Origin of the sequence: Bradyrhizobium sp. Pha-3, from assembly GCF_042258325.1 — a bacterium.
Lineage (GTDB): Bacteria > Pseudomonadota > Alphaproteobacteria > Rhizobiales > Xanthobacteraceae > Bradyrhizobium > Bradyrhizobium elkanii.
The window spans coordinates 1,397,172-1,415,301 of the sequence record NZ_CP170151.1 but is presented as its reverse complement, the minus strand read 5'-3'; the positions used below and the strand labels follow the sequence as shown (position 1 = coordinate 1,415,301).

General features: G+C 65.5%; 19 protein-coding genes. 6 read left to right on the top strand and 13 right to left on the bottom strand.

The window, feature by feature from the left end:
* Window positions 1–12 precede the first annotated feature (12 nt).
* The 3 genes from ACE10X_RS06855 to ACE10X_RS06845 are packed head-to-tail and all read right to left on the bottom strand — an operon-like array spanning window position 13 to window position 3,877.
* Window positions 13–1,140: a nickel/cobalt transporter gene (locus ACE10X_RS06855; protein WP_085970587.1), complete on the bottom strand. Its 1,128-nt coding sequence runs from the start codon at window positions 1,138–1,140 to the stop codon at window positions 13–15.
* Window positions 1,137–1,787: a DUF1007 family protein gene (locus ACE10X_RS06850; RefSeq protein ID WP_375764105.1), complete on the bottom strand. Its 651-nt coding sequence runs from the start codon at window positions 1,785–1,787 to the stop codon at window positions 1,137–1,139. Before ACE10X_RS06850 ends, ACE10X_RS06855 begins: the two co-directional genes overlap by 4 nt.
* A 2-nt stretch (window positions 1,788–1,789) precedes the next feature.
* Complete coding sequence (locus ACE10X_RS06845) at window positions 1,790–3,877, bottom strand: M3 family metallopeptidase (protein WP_038384360.1); 2,088 nt, start codon at window positions 3,875–3,877, stop codon at window positions 1,790–1,792.
* A gap of 130 nt (window positions 3,878–4,007) precedes the next feature.
* Here ACE10X_RS06845 and ACE10X_RS06840 point away from each other — a divergent pair, with 130 nt between their 5' ends.
* The 6 genes from ACE10X_RS06840 to ACE10X_RS06815 all read left to right on the top strand — a co-directional run bounded on the left by ACE10X_RS06840 (window position 4,008) and on the right by ACE10X_RS06815 (window position 8,974).
* Complete coding sequence (locus ACE10X_RS06840; protein ID WP_028341358.1) at window positions 4,008–4,268, top strand: hypothetical protein; 261 nt, start codon at window positions 4,008–4,010, stop codon at window positions 4,266–4,268.
* Between the two features lie 672 nt (window positions 4,269–4,940).
* Window positions 4,941–6,083, top strand: a complete 1,143-nt coding sequence (locus ACE10X_RS06835) for a type III PLP-dependent enzyme (protein WP_038384361.1) — start codon at window positions 4,941–4,943, stop codon at window positions 6,081–6,083.
* A 130-nt stretch (window positions 6,084–6,213) separates the two neighbouring features.
* On the top strand, window positions 6,214–6,831 hold the full coding sequence (locus ACE10X_RS06830; protein WP_038384362.1) for a GNAT family N-acetyltransferase: 618 nt from the start codon (window positions 6,214–6,216) through the stop codon (window positions 6,829–6,831).
* Window positions 6,832–6,842: 11 nt separating this feature from the next.
* Entirely contained in the window at window positions 6,843–7,010 is a 168-nt protein-coding gene (locus tag ACE10X_RS06825) for a hypothetical protein (protein ID WP_162832417.1), read from the top strand.
* A gap of 91 nt (window positions 7,011–7,101) precedes the next feature.
* The gene (locus tag ACE10X_RS06820) at window positions 7,102–7,491 is read left to right on the top strand and encodes a RidA family protein (protein WP_028332860.1); all 390 of its coding nucleotides are present in this window, start codon (window positions 7,102–7,104) and stop codon (window positions 7,489–7,491) included.
* Window positions 7,492–7,531: 40 nt separating this feature from the next.
* A complete protein-coding gene (locus tag ACE10X_RS06815) occupies window positions 7,532–8,974 on the top strand; it encodes a homospermidine synthase (protein ID WP_085970590.1) in 1,443 nt (480 codons plus the stop codon).
* Window positions 8,975–9,040: 66 nt separating this feature from the next.
* On the opposite strand, the gene ACE10X_RS06810 is transcribed toward ACE10X_RS06815, so the two are convergent.
* The 10 genes from ACE10X_RS06810 to ACE10X_RS06765 all read right to left on the bottom strand — a co-directional run bounded on the left by ACE10X_RS06810 (window position 9,041) and on the right by ACE10X_RS06765 (window position 18,009).
* Entirely contained in the window at window positions 9,041–9,781 is a 741-nt protein-coding gene (locus ACE10X_RS06810; RefSeq protein WP_038384364.1) for an acetoacetate decarboxylase, read from the bottom strand.
* 119 nt (window positions 9,782–9,900) lie between these two features.
* Window positions 9,901–10,233, bottom strand: a complete 333-nt coding sequence (locus tag ACE10X_RS06805) for a hypothetical protein (protein ID WP_304557482.1) — start codon at window positions 10,231–10,233, stop codon at window positions 9,901–9,903.
* 80 nt (window positions 10,234–10,313) lie between these two features.
* Complete coding sequence (locus ACE10X_RS06800; RefSeq protein WP_038384367.1) at window positions 10,314–11,030, bottom strand: MgtC/SapB family protein; 717 nt, start codon at window positions 11,028–11,030, stop codon at window positions 10,314–10,316.
* A gap of 77 nt (window positions 11,031–11,107) precedes the next feature.
* On the bottom strand, window positions 11,108–12,127 hold the full coding sequence (locus ACE10X_RS06795) for a WD40 repeat domain-containing protein (RefSeq protein WP_375764104.1): 1,020 nt from the start codon (window positions 12,125–12,127) through the stop codon (window positions 11,108–11,110).
* Window positions 12,127–13,179, bottom strand: a complete 1,053-nt coding sequence (locus ACE10X_RS06790; protein ID WP_038384369.1) for a GTP-binding protein — start codon at window positions 13,177–13,179, stop codon at window positions 12,127–12,129. Before ACE10X_RS06790 ends, ACE10X_RS06795 begins: the two co-directional genes overlap by 1 nt.
* Window positions 13,180–13,236: 57 nt before the next feature.
* Window positions 13,237–14,109, bottom strand: coding sequence for a metal ABC transporter substrate-binding protein (locus tag ACE10X_RS06785; RefSeq protein ID WP_304557481.1), 873 nt, complete (start codon window positions 14,107–14,109; stop codon window positions 13,237–13,239).
* Between the two features lie 5 nt (window positions 14,110–14,114).
* A complete protein-coding gene (locus ACE10X_RS06780; protein ID WP_028341367.1) occupies window positions 14,115–14,984 on the bottom strand; it encodes a metal ABC transporter permease in 870 nt (289 codons plus the stop codon).
* Window positions 14,985–14,989: 5 nt separating this feature from the next.
* Window positions 14,990–15,745: a metal ABC transporter ATP-binding protein gene (locus ACE10X_RS06775; protein ID WP_038384371.1), complete on the bottom strand. Its 756-nt coding sequence runs from the start codon at window positions 15,743–15,745 to the stop codon at window positions 14,990–14,992.
* Window positions 15,746–15,750: 5 nt separating this feature from the next.
* Window positions 15,751–15,945, bottom strand: a complete 195-nt coding sequence (locus tag ACE10X_RS06770) for a hypothetical protein (RefSeq protein WP_375764103.1) — start codon at window positions 15,943–15,945, stop codon at window positions 15,751–15,753.
* Between the two features lie 1,146 nt (window positions 15,946–17,091).
* Complete coding sequence (locus ACE10X_RS06765; RefSeq protein WP_038384373.1) at window positions 17,092–18,009, bottom strand: LysR family transcriptional regulator; 918 nt, start codon at window positions 18,007–18,009, stop codon at window positions 17,092–17,094.
* Window positions 18,010–18,130: the final 121 nt, after the last annotated feature.

The following is an 18,130-nucleotide window of genomic DNA, read 5'->3' as shown; positions in this document are numbered from 1 at the left end:
GAAGTTAGGACCCTACAGGCAGGTCGCGCGCTCGGCCGCGACGTAGCCGAACAGCAGGCCGAGCCCGAACAGCAGCACGAGGCCCGCGGCGGCGAACTCCAGGCCGCGCATGATGACCATGCCGCCGCCGTCGCGCGCCGCGCTCAGCCGCTCCGCCACGCCGCGCGCCGACACCGCGACGAGCGCGATCGCCGCCACCGTGATCGCGGTGCCGAGCCCCATCACGAAGGTCGCGGCAATGCCGGCCCAGAACAGACCCTGCGCCAGCGCGAACACCAGCACCAGGATCGCGCCCGAGCAGGGCCGGATCCCGACGGTCAAGATCGCGCCGAGCCCCCGCCGCCAGCCGCCGGGACCGGCAAGCTCGGCCGGCGTCGGCCCGTGCGAATGGCCGCAATGCTCGTCATGGACGTGCTGCGCGTCGTGACCGTGCTCGTGGCCATGGTCATGATGATGCCCGTGATCGTCGTGCGCGTGACGATGATGGTGATCATGGCCGTGGTCGTGGCGATCGTGGTCATGCTGGCCGTGATCGTGATCGTGCTGATGCGCGCCGGCCATCGCCAGCGCCGGGCGCGGCATCTGCAGCGCGCGGAAGAAGCCACCGCCCTTGACCCACACCAGCCGGGCGCCGAACGCCGCAATCAGCGCGTAGCTTGCGATCTCGATCGCCTTCTCCGCCCCGCACATGGTCTTCGCCGTCGCATTGAGCAGCCAGGCGCAGACGCCCACGATGAGAACCGCGACCACCGACTGCATCAGCGCCGAGGCGAACGACAGCACGATGCCGCGCCGCGCGGTCTCGCGATTGGCGACCATGTAGGAGGAAATCACCGCCTTGCCATGGCCGGGGCCGGCGGCATGGAAAATCCCGTAGGCAAAGGAGATCACGAGCAGCGTCCAGACCGCCGAGCCGTCGGATTTTGCGGCGCGGATGGTCTGCGATATCTCGCGATAAAACTCCGACTGTTTGGCCAAGAGCCAGCCGACCAGCCCGCCCTGCGGCTCGGGCGCACGCGGTGCGCCGAACGGATTTTGCGCGAGCAGCGCATGAACGGCACCATCGAGCAGCGCGAATGCCGCCAGCACGGCCGCGGACACAGCGAAGCCGCGCGTCATGCGCAAGACGATTCGCGTCATGGGCACTCCACCGAGACCTTGTTGGCAAACATCATGCCGAAATTGCCGTGGCCGCCGTCGAGAAAGGTCTGCTCGCCGAGCTTCTGCGCGGCGGCGGTGCCGTCGCTGTTCGGCCGTTCGAACTGCATCTTGCAGTCCGCCGCGGCACCGACCAGTTTGACCGGCTCCTTCTCGGCATACTGGAAGTCGATGAAATAGGTCGGGTCGAACACTTCGAGCGAGAGCTGCCTCGCCTTGAACGGCGTCTTCAGCGGTAAAGTGAAGTGCAGCGTCAGCGCCGAATCCTTGTATTCGAGGAAGTAGTCGACCGGTTCGGTGAACTTCTGCTTCTTGCCGTCGCCCTTGGCGAAGGTGAAGTAGGCGTATTCCTTCAGCGACTCGACATTGGTTTGCGCCAGCGGCGCCAGCTCCTCGCGGCTGTAGGCGCCCTTCACCTTGGTCTCGATGCCCTGCAGCGCATAGGTCGAGAACATGTCGTCAAAGGTCCAGGCGTGGCGGACCCCCGTGATGGTGCCGTCGGGCGCGTAGATCAGCTCGCTCCTGGCGACGATCCAGACATGCGGATGGGCCTCGGCGGCCGCCGTGCCGAGCACGACGGACACCGCAAGCACGAGCCCAGCGATCAGGCGCTTCAACGACGGCCGCACCTTCAGGCCGCCTCAGGCGTCTCGAGCAGACCGCGACGGCGCAAAAGCGCGTCCGGCTCGGGCTCGCGGCCGCGGAAGGCGACATAGGCCTCCTCCGGATCGCGCGAGCCGCCCGACGAATAGATATCGTCATGCAGCCGCTTGGCGGTCGCGGGATCGAAGATGTCGCCGGCCTCCTCGAAGGCGCCGAAGGCGTCGGCGTCCATCACCTCCGACCACATGTAGCTGTAGTAGCCGGAGGCATAGTGGTCGCCGGAGAAGATATGGCCGAACTGGGTCGGCCGGTGCCGCAGCGAGATTTCGGTGGGCATGCCGATCTTCTCCAGCTCCTTCTGTTCGAAGGCGCGGACGTCCCAGCTCGCCGCCGCCGGCTGGGTGTGAAATTCGAGGTCGACCAGCGCCGAGGAGACGAACTCCACGGTGGCAAAGCCCTGGTTGAACTTGCGCGCGGCGAGGAAGCGCTTGAGCAGGTCGTCCGGCAGCGCCTCCCCGGTCTGGTAGTGGCGGGCGAAGCGCTGCAGCACCTCGGGCCGCTCCTGCCAGTGCTCGTAGAGCTGCGAGGGCAGCTCGACGAAGTCGGTGAACACGCTGGTTCCGGACAGCGACGGATAGGTCACGTTGGACAGCATGCCGTGCAGGCCATGGCCGAACTCGTGGAACAGGGTCCGCGCATCGTCGGGCGACAGCAGCGACGGCGCGCCGTCGGCGCCCTTGGCGAAGTTGCAGACATTGATGACCAGCGGCGCGACCTCGCCGTCGAGCTTCTGCTGGTCGCGCAGCGAGGTCATCCAGGCGCCGGAACGTTTTGACGGCCGCGCGAAGTAGTCGCCGTAGAACAGCGCCTTGTGCTGGCCGTCGCGACCCTTGACCTCCCAGACCCGGACGTCCGGATGCCACACCGGGACGTCCTTGCGCTCCTCGAAGGTGACGCCGAACAGGCGGGTGGCGCAGTCGAACGCGGCCTCGATCATGTGGTCGAGCACCAGATAGGGCTTGATCGCGGAATCGTCAAAATTGGCGCGGCGCTGGCGCAGCTTCTCGGCGTAGTAGCGCCAGTCCCAGGACGCCAAGGTGAAATTGCCGCCCTCCTCCGCGATCAGCGCCTGCAGCGCGTCGCGGTCGGCGAGCGCCCGGGCCCGCGCCGGCTTCCAGACCCGCTCCAGCAGGCCGCGCACGGCCTCCGGCGTCTTCGCCATGGAATCCTCGAGGCGGTAGGCGGCGTAGGTCGGGAAGCCCAGGATCTTGGCGGTCTCCTCGCGGAGTCTCAGGATCTCCACGATGGTCGCGTTGTTGTCGTTGGCGTTGCCATTGTCGCCGCGCGCCGTGAAGGCCTTATAGACCTTCTCGCGCAGATCGCGCCGCGACGAGCTTTGCAGGAACGGCTCGACCGAAGAGCGCGACAGCGTCACGATCGCCTTGCCGGGCATGCCGCGCTCTTCCGCCGCAGCCTTGGCAGCCGCCACAAATGTGTCGGAGAGACCGGCGCGGTCGTCCTCGCCGAGCTCCATGGACCACTCCTGCTCGTCGCCGAGCAGATGGTGGCTGAACGAGGTGCCGAGATGGGCGAGGCGCTCGTTGATCTCGGCCATGCGGGCCTTTGCCGCATCGTCGAGGCCGGCGCCGGAGCGGCGGAAGCGGGTGTAGGTGCGTTCCAGAAGCCGCATCTGCTCGCCGGTCAGGCCGAGCGCGGCGCGCTTCTCGTGCAGCATGGCGATGCGGCCAAACAGCACAGCGTTCATCATGATCGGATTCCAGTGGCGCGCCATTCGGGGCGACACTTCCTTGTCGATCTCCAGGATCGCCGGGCTCGAATGCGCCGAGACCAAATCGTAGAACACCGCCGAGACCTTCGACAGCAGCTTGCCGGAGCGCTCCAGCGCCGTGATGGTGTTGTCGAAGTCGGGCAGTGCCGGATCGTGGGTGATCGCAGCCACTTCCGCCGAATGATCGGCGAAGGCCTGCTCGAAGGCGGGCAGGAAATGCTCCGGCTTGATCTCGGCGAAGGGCGGCGTCTCGAGCGGCGTCTGCCATGCCTTCAGGAGGGGATTGGCCAAAGTCTCGACCTTGGCGTCTGCGCTGGTTCCTGACATCGAATGTCCCGTTTTTCGCCTTGAAAATGCTGCCCGATCTATATCACGCGATACGGCATTTTTGGGCCTTTTGCGCTTGATAGATGGGCACTTTTCGGAGAGATTGCGCCCCCTGAACAGGACCTATTCCATGACCATGCAGCCCTCCACCTCAGGCAACCGCACCATCGTCTGGCCGAGCGTCATCACTGTGATCTCGGCGGCGATCCTGATCGGCGCGGAAGTGTTCGGCGCGGCGTTCGCCGGCGGCTGGGCGCTCGCGATCCTGCTCGGGCTCGACGACGTCGCCGCGCACATCCTGCAGGCGGTGCTGTTCGGCATCGGCGTCTTGATCATGATCGCCTTCATCCGCGCCGCGCAGCGCGTCGAGCCGTTCACGCGTCGCGCGTGAGCTTTGAGCGATTCAAGAAAGCGCTGCGGCACAGGGCTAAAACGCACACACGCTTCGTTAGTCATTCTTAACAGCCGTTCATCTTCAGCGCCTCCGACGTGTGCTGCGCGCGACATCGCAAGCACGCGTTAGGGAAATTTGCCGCTATCGCAAAAAAATTCTTGCGCCGCGAAGTCAAAAGACTTATTTCCTGCCTTGCCCAATTTCGCACGTGCCTGTGGTCGTGTGTCAGTCGGTAGGTATCCGGACAAGAGGCCGGACAGCCGCCAAGGGGTGGAAGAACCGAGGGTCGCTTACGTCCATCAGGACACGAGGCGGCCAGCATCTCTCTCCAGGGATGCCGTTGAAGGTCTCACCACTCTTTGCAACCGTGACTGGCAGCCGGAGGCGAACCGGCGCACCCCGCTCTCAACGGGGGACGCGACTTAAAGCAACGACGGATCGGGCTTTTTTGGTCTCTACCGGCGGTCCAACGCCGGCCCGGGCTACTGAAAAGGCTTGTCCTTCATTGCCAGGTGAGCGGGCGGGAAACTCTCCCAACCAATCCACGGCAGCACAGTCTGGTTTGAGTCTCTTGGCCTCAACGCGCCTCCATCGCGCGATGTGGCCGAAGCGCTCTTACCCGACGTTACGTTGATGCGGATCCCGTCGCTGGGGCCGTTGGAGAGTGCCATGACTGAACGTATCCAGGAATTCCTGCGCAACCGCCGCCAGGATGGTCTCGACACCGAGCCGTGCCTCGTCGTCGACCTCGAAGTCGTGCGCGACAATTACCAGACCTTCGCGAAGGCGCTGCCGGACAGCCGCGTGTTCTACGCGGTGAAGGCCAATCCTGCGCCCGAAGTGCTCTCGCTGCTGGCCTCGCTCGGCTCCTGCTTCGACACCGCGACCGTCGCGGAGATCGAGATGGCGCTGGCTGCCGGTGCGACGCCTGACCGCATCTCCTATGGCAACACGATCAAGAAGGAGCGCGACATCGCGCGTGCCTTCGCGCTCGGCATTCGCCTGTTCGCGGTCGACTGCGCCGGCGAGGTCGAGAAGGTCGCCCGCGCCGCCCCCGGCGCCAAGGTGTTCTGCCGCATCCTCTATGACTGCGCCGGCGCCGAGTGGCCGCTGTCGCGCAAGTTCGGCTGCGACCCGGAGATGGCGGTCGAGGTGCTCGACCTCGCCAAGCGCCTGGGTCTGGAGCCGTGCGGCATCTCGTTCCATGTCGGCTCGCAGCAGCGCAAGGTGAAGGCGTGGGACCGCGCGCTCGCGATGGCGTCGACCGTGTTCCGTGACTGCGCCGAGCGCGGGATCAACCTCACCATGGTCAACATGGGCGGCGGCTTCCCGACCAAGTATCTCAAGGACGTTCCGCCGGTCCTGCAATATGGCCGGTCGATCTTCCGCGCGCTGCGCAAGCATTTCGGCAACCAGATCCCGGAGACGATCATCGAGCCGGGCCGCGGCATGGTCGGCAATGCCGGAATCATCGAGACCGAAGTCGTTCTGATCTCGAGGAAGAGCGACGAGGATGAGGTGCGCTGGGTCTATCTCGACATCGGCAAGTTCGGCGGCCTCGCCGAGACGATGGACGAGTCGATCCGCTACGCCATCCGCACCCCGCATGACGGGGCGGACATGACGCCGTGCGTGCTCGCGGGCCCGACCTGCGACAGCGCCGACGTGCTGTACGAGAAGCTGCCGTATCCGCTCCCGGTGACGCTCGAGATCGGCGACAAGCTGCTGATCGAAGGCACCGGCGCCTATACGTCGACCTACTCGTCGGTGGCGTTCAACGGCATTCCGCCGCTGAAGACCTACCACATCTGACCCGCCTCCTTTTCGAGGCCCGATAAACCGGGAGCCGGCCGCGCCGGCTCCTCCCCGATCATTTTTGATTTTCCTGAACGACGCTTGCCGCGGCGTACGACATGCCGTTGCAAGCGGGGACTGACGTGCCATGACTGCAAAACGGAACACCCCCGTTGCCCTCATCCGAGATGCCGCCCCGTTCGCGATCCGTGCGGAGCGTGGCTCGGACGTCGTCGCACGCGAAGCGCTGCTGGATGCCTGCTTTGGCTGCAATCGCCATACGCGCACCTGCCAGCGCCTGCGCGACGGACGCGCGCCCGCCGAAGGCCTGAGCCTTGCGGCCGTGCGCCAGGACGGCCGGCTGGTTGGAACCGTGCGGTTGTGGCACGTCAGCGCGGGGGGCCGCAGCGCGCTGATGCTGGGGCCGCTGGCAGTCGACGACGACTGCCGCGGCCTCGGCGTCGGCGCCGCGCTGATGCAGCGCGCGCTGGCGGTCGCGAAGGCGCGCGGCCACGGCGCCGTGATCCTGCTTGGCGATGCGCCCTACTACGCCCGCTTCGGCTTCACCGCGGCCAAGACCGGCGAGCTGTCGCTGCCTGGCACGTTCGAGCGCGAGCGGCTGCTCGGCCTCGAGCTTGTCGCCGGCGCGCTGGACGGCGCCTGGGGCATGATCAGGCCGACCGGCGCGCCGCTGCCCGAGGCCAAGGCATCGCGGACGCGATCCCGGACCCGGAAGGCACCGCTCGCCGTGCCGCACGCGGCGTAAGGCGGGCCGTCATGTCGGAGCACCTTCCCATCACCGATGGCGCGCGCCCGCGTTGGCGCGGCCTCGTCACCACGGTCATGCTGATCCTGATCTCGGTGATGATCGTCAGGGATATCCTGGTCCGACGCTGGACTGGCACGCCGCCATCGCCGCCGGACACCACGCTGCAGTCCCACTAGTGCCGGCCGCACCAGGCCTGAACCAAGGGGTTGCGCGGGCGGCAAAAATGCCCGTAAACCCCGCGCAAAGCCATTTTTCGTCGAGGTCCAGATGTCCCGCCGCCTGATTTCCACCGGCTCGCCCTTTGAGAAGACCGCCGGCTACAGCCGCGCCGTGATCGACGGCGACTTCGCCTTCGTCGCGGGAACCACCGGCTATGACTACGCCACGATGACCATGCCATCGGATGTCACGAGCCAGTCACGGAACTGCTTCAAGACCATCGAGGCCGCCCTCAAGGAGGGAGGCTTTGCGATGGCCGACATCGTCCGCGCGACCTACTACCTCACCGATGCCCGTGACGTGGATGCCCATTTCGCGGTCTGCGGCGAGGTCCTCGGCGACATCCGCCCGGCCGCAACGATGCTGATCGTCGCGGGGCTCTACAAGCCCGAGATGAAGGTCGAGATCGAAGTCACCGCGAAGCGTCGCAACCCCTGATCCACTCTATCCGCCGCTAGGCACTCTCCTGGAGAAAATGATGAGCCCCGCCTCGCAGATCTACGCGAAGATCACAGGTCCCATTGTCATGATCGGCTTCGGCTCGATCGGCAAAGGCACGCTGCCTTTGATCGAGCGGCATCTCGATTACGACAAGTCGCGCGTCACCGTGATCGACCCCAAGGACGAGGGCCGCAAGGCGCATTGCGAGAAGCACAACGTCAAATTCATCCAGAAGGCCGTGACCAAGGACAATTATCGCGACCTGCTGAGCCCGCTGCTCACTGAAGGCGGCGGCCAGGGCTTTTGCGTCAATCTGTCGGTCGATACCGGCTCGACCGACATCATGGAGCTCTGCAACGAACTCGGCGCTCTCTACATCGACACCGTCAACGAACCCTGGCTCGGCTTCTATTTCGATTCGTCGAAGGGCCCGGAAGCGCGCTCCAACTACGCCCTTCGCGAAGTGACGCTGGCCGCCAAGAAGGCGCGCCCCGCGGGCTCGACGACGGCCGTCTCCTGCTGTGGCGCCAATCCCGGCATGGTCTCGTTCTTCGTCAAGCAGGCGCTGCTCAACGTCGCCGCGGATCTGAAGCTCAATGCCCCGAAGCCGAAGACCAAGGCCGAATGGGCGGACTTGATGCGGCAGGCCGGTGTGAAGGGCATCCACATCGCCGAACGCGACACCCAGCGCTCCAAGTCGCCGAAAGAGCCTGACGTCTTCGTCAACACCTGGTCGGTAGAAGGTTTCCTGTCGGAAGGCGTGCAGCCGTCCGAACTCGGTTGGGGCACCCATGAGAAATGGATGCCCGAGAATGCCCATACCCACGAAGCCGGCTGCGGCGCAGCCATCTATCTGATGCAGCCCGGCGCCAATACGCGCGTGCGCACCTGGTGCCCGACCCGCGGCGCGCAGTATGGCTTCCTCGTCACTCACAACGAGTCGATCTCGATCGCCGATTACTTCACGGTGCGTGACGCATCGGGCACGGCGATCTATCGGCCGACCTGCCACTATGCCTATCACCCGGCCGACGACGCCGTGCTGTCGCTGCATGAAATGTTCGGCCGCGCAGCGAAGATGCAGGAGAAGCACCACATCCTCGACGAGAACGAAATCGTCGATGGCATCGACGAGCTCGGCGTCCTGCTGTTCGGCCATGACAACAATGCCTACTGGTACGGCTCGCAGCTCTCCATCGAGGAGACCCGCAAGCTCGCGCCCTATCAGAACGCCACCGGCCTGCAGGTGACGTCCGCCGTGCTCGGCGGCATGGTGTGGGCGCTGGAAAACCCGAACGAAGGCATCGTCGAGGCCGACGAGATGGACTTCGATCGTCTGCTGGAAATCCAGATGCCGTATCTCGGCCCCGTGAAGGGCTTCTACACCGACTGGACCCCGCTGACGGATCGTCCGGGACTGTTTCCGGAAGATATCGACACCAGCGATCCCTGGCAGTTCAAGAATATTCTGGTGCGCTGATCGCGCATCGCGCCTTGAGACGAAAATGCCCGGCCTTGTGCCGGGCATTTTGCTATTTGGCGCGGCTCATCTCGCCATGTAGTCGAACGCCACCGAGCCGAGGCCGAGCGTCAGGTCCGCCTTGAAATGCAGCGCCGAGACCACCTCGCGCACCGGCAGGCGGGCGACGTCGCACAGCGCGTGTGGAAACAGCCCGAGCGCGGCGGGACCGGTCCAGGCCTCCTTCAGCGTGATGTCTTCCAGATGAAACCGCACCAGCTCGCAGATCCGCGGGCTGCCGTCGACATGCGGGATGATTTTCAGAATGAAGTTCGGCGCCGTCATCGATTTCAAGACGGTGTCATGGTCGACCTTGCGGTGCTTGTAGCCCATGGTGGCGGAGGCGCAGAGCACCGAGCCGTAATGCAGCGAGCCGACCAGCACGTCGCTCTCGACCGCGATCCTGGGCTTGGCCAGCTTCTTCGGAAATCCCCACAGCTCGCGGCCGCCGGCGATCGGACCCTCGTCGTCGAGATACATCGCGTGGGTGTAGGCCCCCTCCTCGCCCCTGAAGCGAACCGGGATCACCTGCCCGGTCTCGGTGTAGTCGCCGAAGCCGGTCGAGTCCGGCATGCGGATGAACTCGTACTTCACCACCGGCTCGGCGACCTCGAGCGGCTCCGGCACCACGGCGGCGAGCGCTTCCGGGTCGGTCTTGTAGGTGATGATGAAATATTCGCGGTCGAAGAACCGGTAGGGCCCCGGCGGAAACGACGGGTTGGTGAGCGGCATCGAATAGGCGGTGCGCCGAACGTCCTCGATCTTCATGGCAGGCCCCATCTGTCGTTGGCAAGACGACAGATTATGGAGGGCGTCGGCGGCGGAGGCGAGACCGTATAATCGGCAGCGTCCGTCAAATCCGCGTCACAATGCGGGCCGCCGCGCGCTTACTTTTTCTCGATCGGCGGCGCGGTCTTCTCCGCGGGCGCGGGCGGCAGCACCGGCTTGGCGCCGGACTTCTGTGCCTCATCGTCGGGACGCGCGGGCTGCGGCGCCGGCGTGGTCGGCCGCTCGCCGCCCGGCTTCGACTCGGCCGGCGGCGCCGTCTTCTGCGGCTCCGGCGTCGGCGTCGGTTGCAGCGGCTGGGTCGCCTGCGCGATCTCCTGCGGCGGCGTCGCATTGATCGCGTGCAGCGAAAGCACTGCGATCGCAACGCCCGCTGCCACCAGCGTCGAGGCGATCAGCATGTCGATTCGCAGCCTGGTCCGATCCGCAGCCATCTCGTTCACCCCGTCCTGTCAGCGAGGTCAACGATCCTGCCACGGCATGGTTCCGAAGCTGCGCCTGCGGGAACCTCGGCTCAATCCGTGGTGCTGACCTCCCAGGTCGCGTGCCGAACGCCGGGCTGATGCTGCAGGTCGACCACCACGGCGTTCAATTCGTTGGGCTCGACCGCGGTCGAGACCAGCGTCGCCACGATCTCGAGGAAGTCGTCGCCAGCCTCGACCACGTCGACATCGGCGACCGGATAGTTCGCGGCCTCCAGCTTCTCGACCAGGCGGTCGCGCATGTCGGGCAGTGCCTCGGGAGTCACGGCGAGCTTGAAGTAGTAGGTCGCCTCCGAGGCCTTCTCGTTCAGCGGGATGCGGTTGATGGCGTTGACCAGCGGACGCAGCAGCGTGTTGCCGGCGATCACGAACACGGTCAGCGCCGCCGCCTGCGCCACGAGGTCGGCACCGGCGCAGGAGCCGACCGCGGCCGAGGCCCACAGCGTCGCCGCGGTGTTGAGGCCGCGCACGTCCATGCCCTGCTTCATGATGACGCCGGCGCCGAGGAAGCCGATCCCCGACACGACATAGGCGATCACCCGCACCGCGCCGTCGGCGCCGGCCAGATGCATCGCGAGGTCGACGAAGGCGGCAGCGCCGACCGCGACCAGCACATTGGTGCGCAGACCCGCGGTGCGCTGCCGGTACTGCCGCTCGGCGCCGATCAGGGTGCCGAACACAAAGGCCGTGGTCAGGCTGACCAGCGTGTCGATGAAGTCGGCGAGCTGGAACGTGGTGAGAAATCGCATGACGCTGCGGCCCCGGCGCGAGCTTCGTCTTTTGACGCGTTTTCTTCGCTCGAAAACGCCTCGTCTGCCGCGATCTCTTACATTTCCACGATGCCCGCGTCACCATCTTCCGTGCCGAAGGCGAGCAGCGTGCCCTTGGCATTCCATCCGAGCGCCGACACCGCCGTGCCGGCGTTCCGGCGCACCAGGATCTCGGCGCCGTCCTCGAGCCGGACCATCAGCACGGTGCCGTCGGCATAGCCGACCGCCATGATGTCGTTCTTCGGATGGCAGGCGACCACCGCGACCCGCGCCGGCATCGGCGCCAGCATCGCCGGCTCCTTGCCCATCGGCCCGTCCTTGCTGGTGAACGGCCAGACGATCACGGTATCGGCGCCCGAGGTCGCGAGCCCCTTGCCGCCGACGCTCCATGACATCGAGCGGACGCGGCCGGGATAGCCGCTCATCCGCATGTGCCGGTTGTCGGCGAGGCGCCAGCCATGCATCGCGGGTTCGTGCATCGCGGTGACGAGGAATTTGTTGTCCGGGCTGAACATGACGGCGAGATGCGAGCCGGCCCATTCCAGAAACTCCGGATTGGCCGCCATGTTTGGAAACCACAAGGTCACGCCGTTGTAATGCGCGATTGCGAGCCGCAGGCCTTTCGGCGCAAAAGCAAGCCCGCCGACGGTCGACGGTACCTCGAAGGTTTTCTCCTCGCCCTTGGGATTGCGCACGAAGGCGGTCTTGCCCGCCGACCATGCCAGCGTGCCGTCGCTGTGCAGGGCGACGTTGTCGATCCAGCGCCGCTTGGCGTCGGTCGCAATGACAGAGGTCTCTCCCTTGGCGTCGATCGCGATCAGCTTGCCGTCGTCTCCACCGGTGACGAGCCGCTTGCCGTCGGAGGCGGCGCACAGGATGGCGCCGAAATGCGTCTCCGTCCGTGTGATCTCGCCGTCGGCGGTCGCGATCGCAACACCCTCCTCGGCGCCGACGAAGAACGCGCGGTCGCCGAGGAAATGCACCGAGCTCACCGCCGCGCCGAGCGACAGCGGCTTGACGCGGTCAGTGATCGAAACGATGGAAGAACGGGCCTCGCCCGGATCGAACTCTTTCATCACGTGGTGATGCACTGCTCGAAGCCGTCGCGGATCGCCTGCTCGGGCAGTTCGCGACCGATGAACACGACGCGGCTCTCGCGCTTCTCGCCGTCCTTCCATTTCCGCTGATGGTCGCCCTCCAGCATCATGTGGACGCCCTGGAAGACGTAGCGGTCGTCATCGCCGGTGAAGGCGAGAATGCCCTTCGAGCGCAGGATCTTCTGGCCCTCGGTGGCGACGAGCTGCTGCAGCCAGGGCATGAACTTGGTCGGGTCGAGCGGCTTCTCGGAACGCAGCGACAGCGATTGCATGTCCTCGTCGTGATAATGCTTCAACCCGCCATGGCCGTGGTCGTGATCATGGTGGTGGTGATTATGGTCATGGTGATGATCGTGACCATGGTCGTGATCGTCGCCGGCCTCGAGGAAATCCGGCTCGATCTCCAGGATGCGGTCGAGATCGAACGCGCCGCGCTCCAGCACATCGGTCAGCCCGACCTGGCAACGCTCGGTGCGGTGCAGCTTGGCATAGGGATTGATGCCGCGAATGCGGGCTTCGACCTCGGCGAGCTCGGGCTTGGAGACCAGGTCGGTCTTGTTCAACACGATGACGTCGGCGAACGCGATCTGGTTCTTGGCTTCCGGCGCGTCCTTGAGCCGGTCGCTGAGCCATTTGGCATCGGCGACGGTCACGACCGCGTCGAGCCGGGCGTTCTTCTGCACGTCCTCGTCGACGAAGAAGGTCTGCGCGACCGGCGCCGGATCGGCAAGGCCGGTGGTCTCGACGATGATGGCGTCGAACTTGCCCTTGCGCTTCATCAGGCCGTCCATGATGCGGACGAGGTCGCCGCGCACGGTGCAGCAGACGCAGCCATTGTTCATCTCGAACACTTCCTCATCGGCGCCGATGATGAGGTCGTTGTCGATGCCGATCTCGCCGAATTCGTTGACAATAACGGCGTATTTCTTGCCGTGGTTTTCCGACAGGATGCGGTTCAACAGCGTGGTCTTGCCGGCGCCGAGATAGCCCGTCAGCACGGTCACAGGAATTTTTTGCGAAGCTTCAGCCATAACAACTCCGAAGGAACTTGGATCACGGCACTCAACCCCGGCAAGGAGGCCCCTGCCCTACTCGGCGAGCGCGCTGGTCAGGGCCTTTATATTGTGCCTGACCATATCAATGTAAGTGGGTGCATCGCCCTTTTCGGCCGTCAAACCGTCCGAATACAGGGTGCCGCCGACCCGGGCGCCGGTCTCGGCCGCGATCCGCTCGATCAGGCGGGGATCGCTGATATTTTCGAGAAAAACCGCCGGAATTTTCGCAAGCTTGATCTGGGCGATGATCGCGGCGATATCGCGCGCGCTGGGCTCGGAATCGGTGGACACGCTGAGCGGCGAGAAGAACGTGACCCCGTAGGCATCGGCGAAATAACCGAAGGCGCCGTGGGTCGAGATCACCTTGCGCCGCGCCTCCGGCACTTTCGCCACCGCTTCGTGTACCTCGCCGTCGAGCGCCTCGAGCTTGGCCAGATAGGCGTCGGCATTGGCCTTGAAGATAGCCGCCTGGTCGGGGGCCACGGCGATCAGCCCGTCGCGAATATTGACGACGTAGATCTTCGCATTGGCCACGGATTGCCAGGCATGCGGGTCGTCATGGCCGCCCATCTTCCGTGGCATGATCCCCTTGGTCGCCACTGCGACCAACGCCTTGCTGCCCGAGGCCTGCAGCAGCCGCGGCATCCAGCCTTCGAAGCCGAGGCCGTTGATGACCACGAGCTTGGCGTCGGCGACCTTCTTGGCGTCTGCCGGCGTCGGCGCGTAGACATGTGCGTCGCCGTCGGGCCCGACCAGCGCCGTCACGTCGACATTATTGCCGCCGACGTTGCGCACCATGTCGGCGAGGATCGAGAAGCTCGCGACGACATTGATGCGTTCCGCGGCGCGCGCCGGTCCGCTCGCCAGCAGTAGCGCCAGACCAATCAAACCGAACAATCGCCGCATCGTACTCATGCCTCGAGATGGCGGCCTGGAAACAGCTGCCGCACCAGGCCGCTGACATTGCCGAACAGCAGCGACACAATATAGAGCCCCGCCGCGACCAGGATGATCGCAGGACCGGATGGAATCCGGGTCTGGTACGACAGCACCAGTCCGGCATAACCCGACACAATCGCGCTCGCGACCGCGATGCAGATCATGGTGGTGATGTCGCGCGACCAGAACCGCGCGATGCCCGCGGGCAGGATCATCAGTCCGACGCCGAGCAGCGTGCCGAGCGCGTGGAAGCCGTTGACGAGGTTGACCACGACGAGTGCGAGGAAGGCGAGATGCGCTGGAGCGCCGGCCCGGCTCACGGTGCGCAAAAATACCGGATCGACGCATTCGATCACCAGCGGGCGATAGATCACCGCAAGCACCAGCAACGTGAGGGTGGCGTTGAACGCGATCACCAGCAGCGTCTGGTCGTCCATCGCCAGGATGTTGCCGAACAGCACATGCAGCAGGTCGATATTGGTGCCCTTGATCGAAACAATCGTGACGCCGAGCGCGAGCGAGACCAGATAGAAGGTCGCCAGTGAGGCGTCCTCCTTCAATTCGGTGGTACGGGCGACGAGGCCCGCGAGCAGCGCCACCGCGAAGCCAGCGATCAAGCCGCCGGTCGTCATCGCGAACAGATTGAGCCCGGACAGCAGAAAGCCGATCGCAGCCCCCGGCAGGATCGCATGCGCCATGGCGTCGCCGACCAGGCTCATCCGCCGCAGCATCAGGAACACGCCGATCGGCGCACCACCGAGCGACAATGCGATCACCGCCGCCAGCGCGCGGCGCATGAACTCGAATTCGGTGAAGGGCGTGACCAGCGCGTCGGATAGCATCGGCGTCAGGCGGCCCGCGGGCGCGGATCGGCGGCGCAGGCCGCGGCACTGTCGTCGAACGCCTCGCACATTCGCATCGCGACCATCAGATTGTCCGCCGTCAGCGCCTCGGCGGTCGGTCCCCATTCCACCGGGCCGCGCGCCAGCAGCAGCGTCTCCGGGAAATTGTTGCGCACCATGTCGAGGTCGTGCAGCGCCGCCAGCACCGTGCGCCCCTCGCCGTTCCAGCGCTTCACGAGCGCCAGCAAGTCAGCGGTCGTCTTGGCGTCGATGGCGTTGAACGGTTCGTCGAGCACGATCAGGCGGGCGTCCTGCAACAGCACGCGCGCGAACAGCATGCGCTGGGTCTGGCCGCCGGAGAGCGTGCCGATCGGGCGGTTCTCGAAACCGTTGAGGCCGACCGCGGCGAGTGCCGCCAAAATTTTCTCGCGCGCGGCCCTGCCGATGCCGCCGAAGAATCCGGTCGAGCGCCACAGCCCGGTTCCGACGAAGTCGAACACCGAGATCGGGAAGCTGCGGTCAATGTCGGCAGACTGCGGCAGATAGGCGATATCGCGATGATCCAGCCCGTCGAGATCGATCACGCCGGACAGCGGCTTGAGCACGCCGGCGATGCCGCGCAGCAGGGTCGACTTGCCGGCGCCGTTCGGGCCGATCACGGCGAGCAGCGCACCCGCCTCGACGGCACCATTGAGATGATGCACCGCCGGGTGGCGGTCATAGCCGAGCGTGACGTCGCGGAAGGTAACAAGAGCAGCCACGGGTCTCACCTCATCGCCAGCCAGACGACCGCCCACAGGCCGGCGCTGACCGCCAGCGCCGCGAGCAGCCGGGCCGGCACGGGCATGCGCAAGATCGACCAGTGCGCGGCCTGCGCCGGATGCGCCTGCGGGGCGTGGCTGTGCCCGTGGGGATGGGCGTGGCCGTGATGGTGGTCCTCGTGGGTGTGCGTATGCGCCATGGAACGACTGTTATATTATAACATAACGCGAGTCTACAAACGAGGAACTCATGGCCGACCCGCAAAACCGGGGAGATTTGAGCTGCGGCGGGGGTGCAAGTCGCTTGTCTACCAGCTTGTCCATGTGAGCCAGACCCAAAGCTGCCAATCCCGTCACCCTGAGGTGCGAGCAGAGCGAGCCTCGAAGGGCGACGGCCCGGCTGGTGGCCGTGCATCCTTCGAGGCTCGCAGGAGCTCGCACCTCAGGATGACGGGATGTAGAGCAGATTCAATTGTCAAACAGCCGAGCACGCGGTGTCATCACCCGCGCACGCGCAGGCGGGTGATCCAGTATCCCAGAGGCAGTGGTGCCTGAGCCGAGAGGCCGCGGCGTACTGGATCGCCCGGGGCGAGCCGGGCGATGACAGCATTAATGGTGACGCAGCTTCGCAGTCTCGCGGCATGTTTTCGATTGGCGCGTGAGGAAAATACCGGCGGAAGGCCTTCGGCGACCGAGAGACAGCCCCTATGCGACCAGCACATAGACCAGCACGGCAGCGGTGATCGCCATCCAGACGAGCGAGAGACGGAAATACAGCAGGTCCCGACTCATGGGCGCGAGCGTACACGCCCGCGCTGACACCAACCTTTCACCAGGTTAAGGCATCGCGGATTTGTTCACTAAGCACGCCAGCGGAATGGATTGGTGGTTGGCACGCCGAAAGACACAGCCCCGGCCCTCAATACAAGAACATGGCAATCGCCATGAGGATGACCGGGCTTAGCCCCATCAGCACGACAAACACGCTGTAAAGTAGGTTGCTCATAACGCCGCCCTACGTTGGAACGGGAAGCTATGCCGGGAGGAACTCGGCAAGCCAGTGCAGTTTGTGCCAGCGGTGTTCGGGCTTCGGGAATTAGCGAGTTATCTCCGGTACCTAGCTGGACGCTCCCGTAATACTACGGGGACGAAACAGCTCAGGCAGAGAAAAGCGCGACGAGCGCCACCACCGCCAAAGCGGTAGCGACGCACCCTGCGATCATGACCCAGTCCTGACGCTTCGCCATGCCGGACAGGCTCACCCTGGCCGGCGCAGGCCGCGTTGACCTAGGTCAACCGGCCAAAATCATTCGTCGGCCGTCGAGGCATCACGCAACGAGGCAGCCTCACGCCTCGCGCGCGTAACTTTTCAACCTTGCCTCGAGCACCGTGATCACCTGGTCGCGGACCGGATCGCGGGAGCCTTTCAGCCAGGCGGCGGCGAGCGGCAGGCGGCCGGCGCTGCTGCCGCGCTTCAGGCGGAGCGGCACAAAGCGGACGCCGGGGATCGCCATCCGCGCGGTCCAGCGCGGCACGATGGCAACGCCGAGCCGCGCTGCGACCATGTTGACGATGGTCTGCTTCTCGTCGGCGATCTCCTGGATGCGCGGCGTCAGCCCGGCCTCGTCGAACAGTTTTGTCGTCAGATCGTGGCTGTGCGGCCGCGAACGGCGCTCCGGCACGATCAAGGGCTGATCCGCGATGTCGGGCAGCACGATCTGCTTGCGCCGCGCCAGTGCGTGCTTGTGCGACAGCGCCACCACTGCGGTCTCCTGCAACAGCGGGACAAACTCGATGCGCCGGTCGGGCCGTTCCGGCGGGCGCACGAACGCAAGGTCGAGCGCGCCCGACAAGAGCTTCGGCAGCAGGCGGATGGTCTTCTCCTCGAGCAACTGCACCGCGACGTCCGGATAGGCGGCGCGAACGTCGCGCAGTAGCGGCGGCAAGAGGCCGGCCGCGGCGCTGTCGATCGCGCCGATCCGGAAGCGCCGCGCCTGTGGCTTGCGCAGGCGGCGGCGAAAGCCGTTCTCGATCGCCTCGGCGCGGCCGAGCAGCGCGCGGCCCTCGCGCAGCAGAACAGCGCCGTCCTCGGTCAACGACACCGCGCGCGTGGTGCGCGCGAACAGCCGTACCCCGAGATCCTCTTCCAAGAGCTTGATGTGGCGGCCCAGCGCCGACGGCATCATCTGCAGGCGCTGCGCGGCGCGGCCGAAATGCAGTTCCTCGGCAGCCGCGACGAAGCAGCGAAGCTGGTGCAGTTCCAAGCTGATTCCTGTGCGTTCCGAGCCGCCGTTGCCGGCTGCGGGGATTATATCATTTTTTTGTATAAACCGGCGCGGGTTGAAGCGAAAGGGCGCGAGCTTCTAGGCTTTCCGATGGCGCGCG

Bases quoted from the DNA above. Each gene is read 5' to 3' on its own strand.
- ACE10X_RS06855 (WP_085970587.1), bottom strand. From the start codon at position 1,140: ATGACGCGAATCGTCTTGCGCATGACGCGCGGCTTCGCTGTGTCCGCG.
- ACE10X_RS06845 (WP_038384360.1), bottom strand. From the start codon at position 3,877: ATGTCAGGAACCAGCGCAGACGCCAAGGTCGAGACTTTGGCCAATCCC.
- ACE10X_RS06840 (WP_028341358.1), top strand. From the start codon at position 4,008: ATGACCATGCAGCCCTCCACCTCAGGCAACCGCACCATCGTCTGGCCG.
- ACE10X_RS06835 (WP_038384361.1), top strand. From the start codon at position 4,941: ATGACTGAACGTATCCAGGAATTCCTGCGCAACCGCCGCCAGGATGGT.
- ACE10X_RS06830 (WP_038384362.1), top strand. From the start codon at position 6,214: ATGACTGCAAAACGGAACACCCCCGTTGCCCTCATCCGAGATGCCGCC.
- ACE10X_RS06825 (WP_162832417.1), top strand. From the start codon at position 6,843: ATGTCGGAGCACCTTCCCATCACCGATGGCGCGCGCCCGCGTTGGCGC.
- ACE10X_RS06820 (WP_028332860.1), top strand. From the start codon at position 7,102: ATGTCCCGCCGCCTGATTTCCACCGGCTCGCCCTTTGAGAAGACCGCC.
- ACE10X_RS06815 (WP_085970590.1), top strand. From the start codon at position 7,532: ATGAGCCCCGCCTCGCAGATCTACGCGAAGATCACAGGTCCCATTGTC.
- ACE10X_RS06810 (WP_038384364.1), bottom strand. From the start codon at position 9,781: ATGAAGATCGAGGACGTTCGGCGCACCGCCTATTCGATGCCGCTCACC.
- ACE10X_RS06805 (WP_304557482.1), bottom strand. From the start codon at position 10,233: ATGGCTGCGGATCGGACCAGGCTGCGAATCGACATGCTGATCGCCTCG.
- ACE10X_RS06800 (WP_038384367.1), bottom strand. From the start codon at position 11,030: ATGCGATTTCTCACCACGTTCCAGCTCGCCGACTTCATCGACACGCTG.
- ACE10X_RS06795 (WP_375764104.1), bottom strand. From the start codon at position 12,127: ATGAAAGAGTTCGATCCGGGCGAGGCCCGTTCTTCCATCGTTTCGATC.
- ACE10X_RS06790 (WP_038384369.1), bottom strand. From the start codon at position 13,179: ATGGCTGAAGCTTCGCAAAAAATTCCTGTGACCGTGCTGACGGGCTAT.
- ACE10X_RS06785 (WP_304557481.1), bottom strand. From the start codon at position 14,109: ATGCGGCGATTGTTCGGTTTGATTGGTCTGGCGCTACTGCTGGCGAGC.
- ACE10X_RS06780 (WP_028341367.1), bottom strand. From the start codon at position 14,984: ATGCTATCCGACGCGCTGGTCACGCCCTTCACCGAATTCGAGTTCATG.
- ACE10X_RS06770 (WP_375764103.1), bottom strand. From the start codon at position 15,945: ATGGCGCATACGCACACCCACGAGGACCACCATCACGGCCACGCCCAT.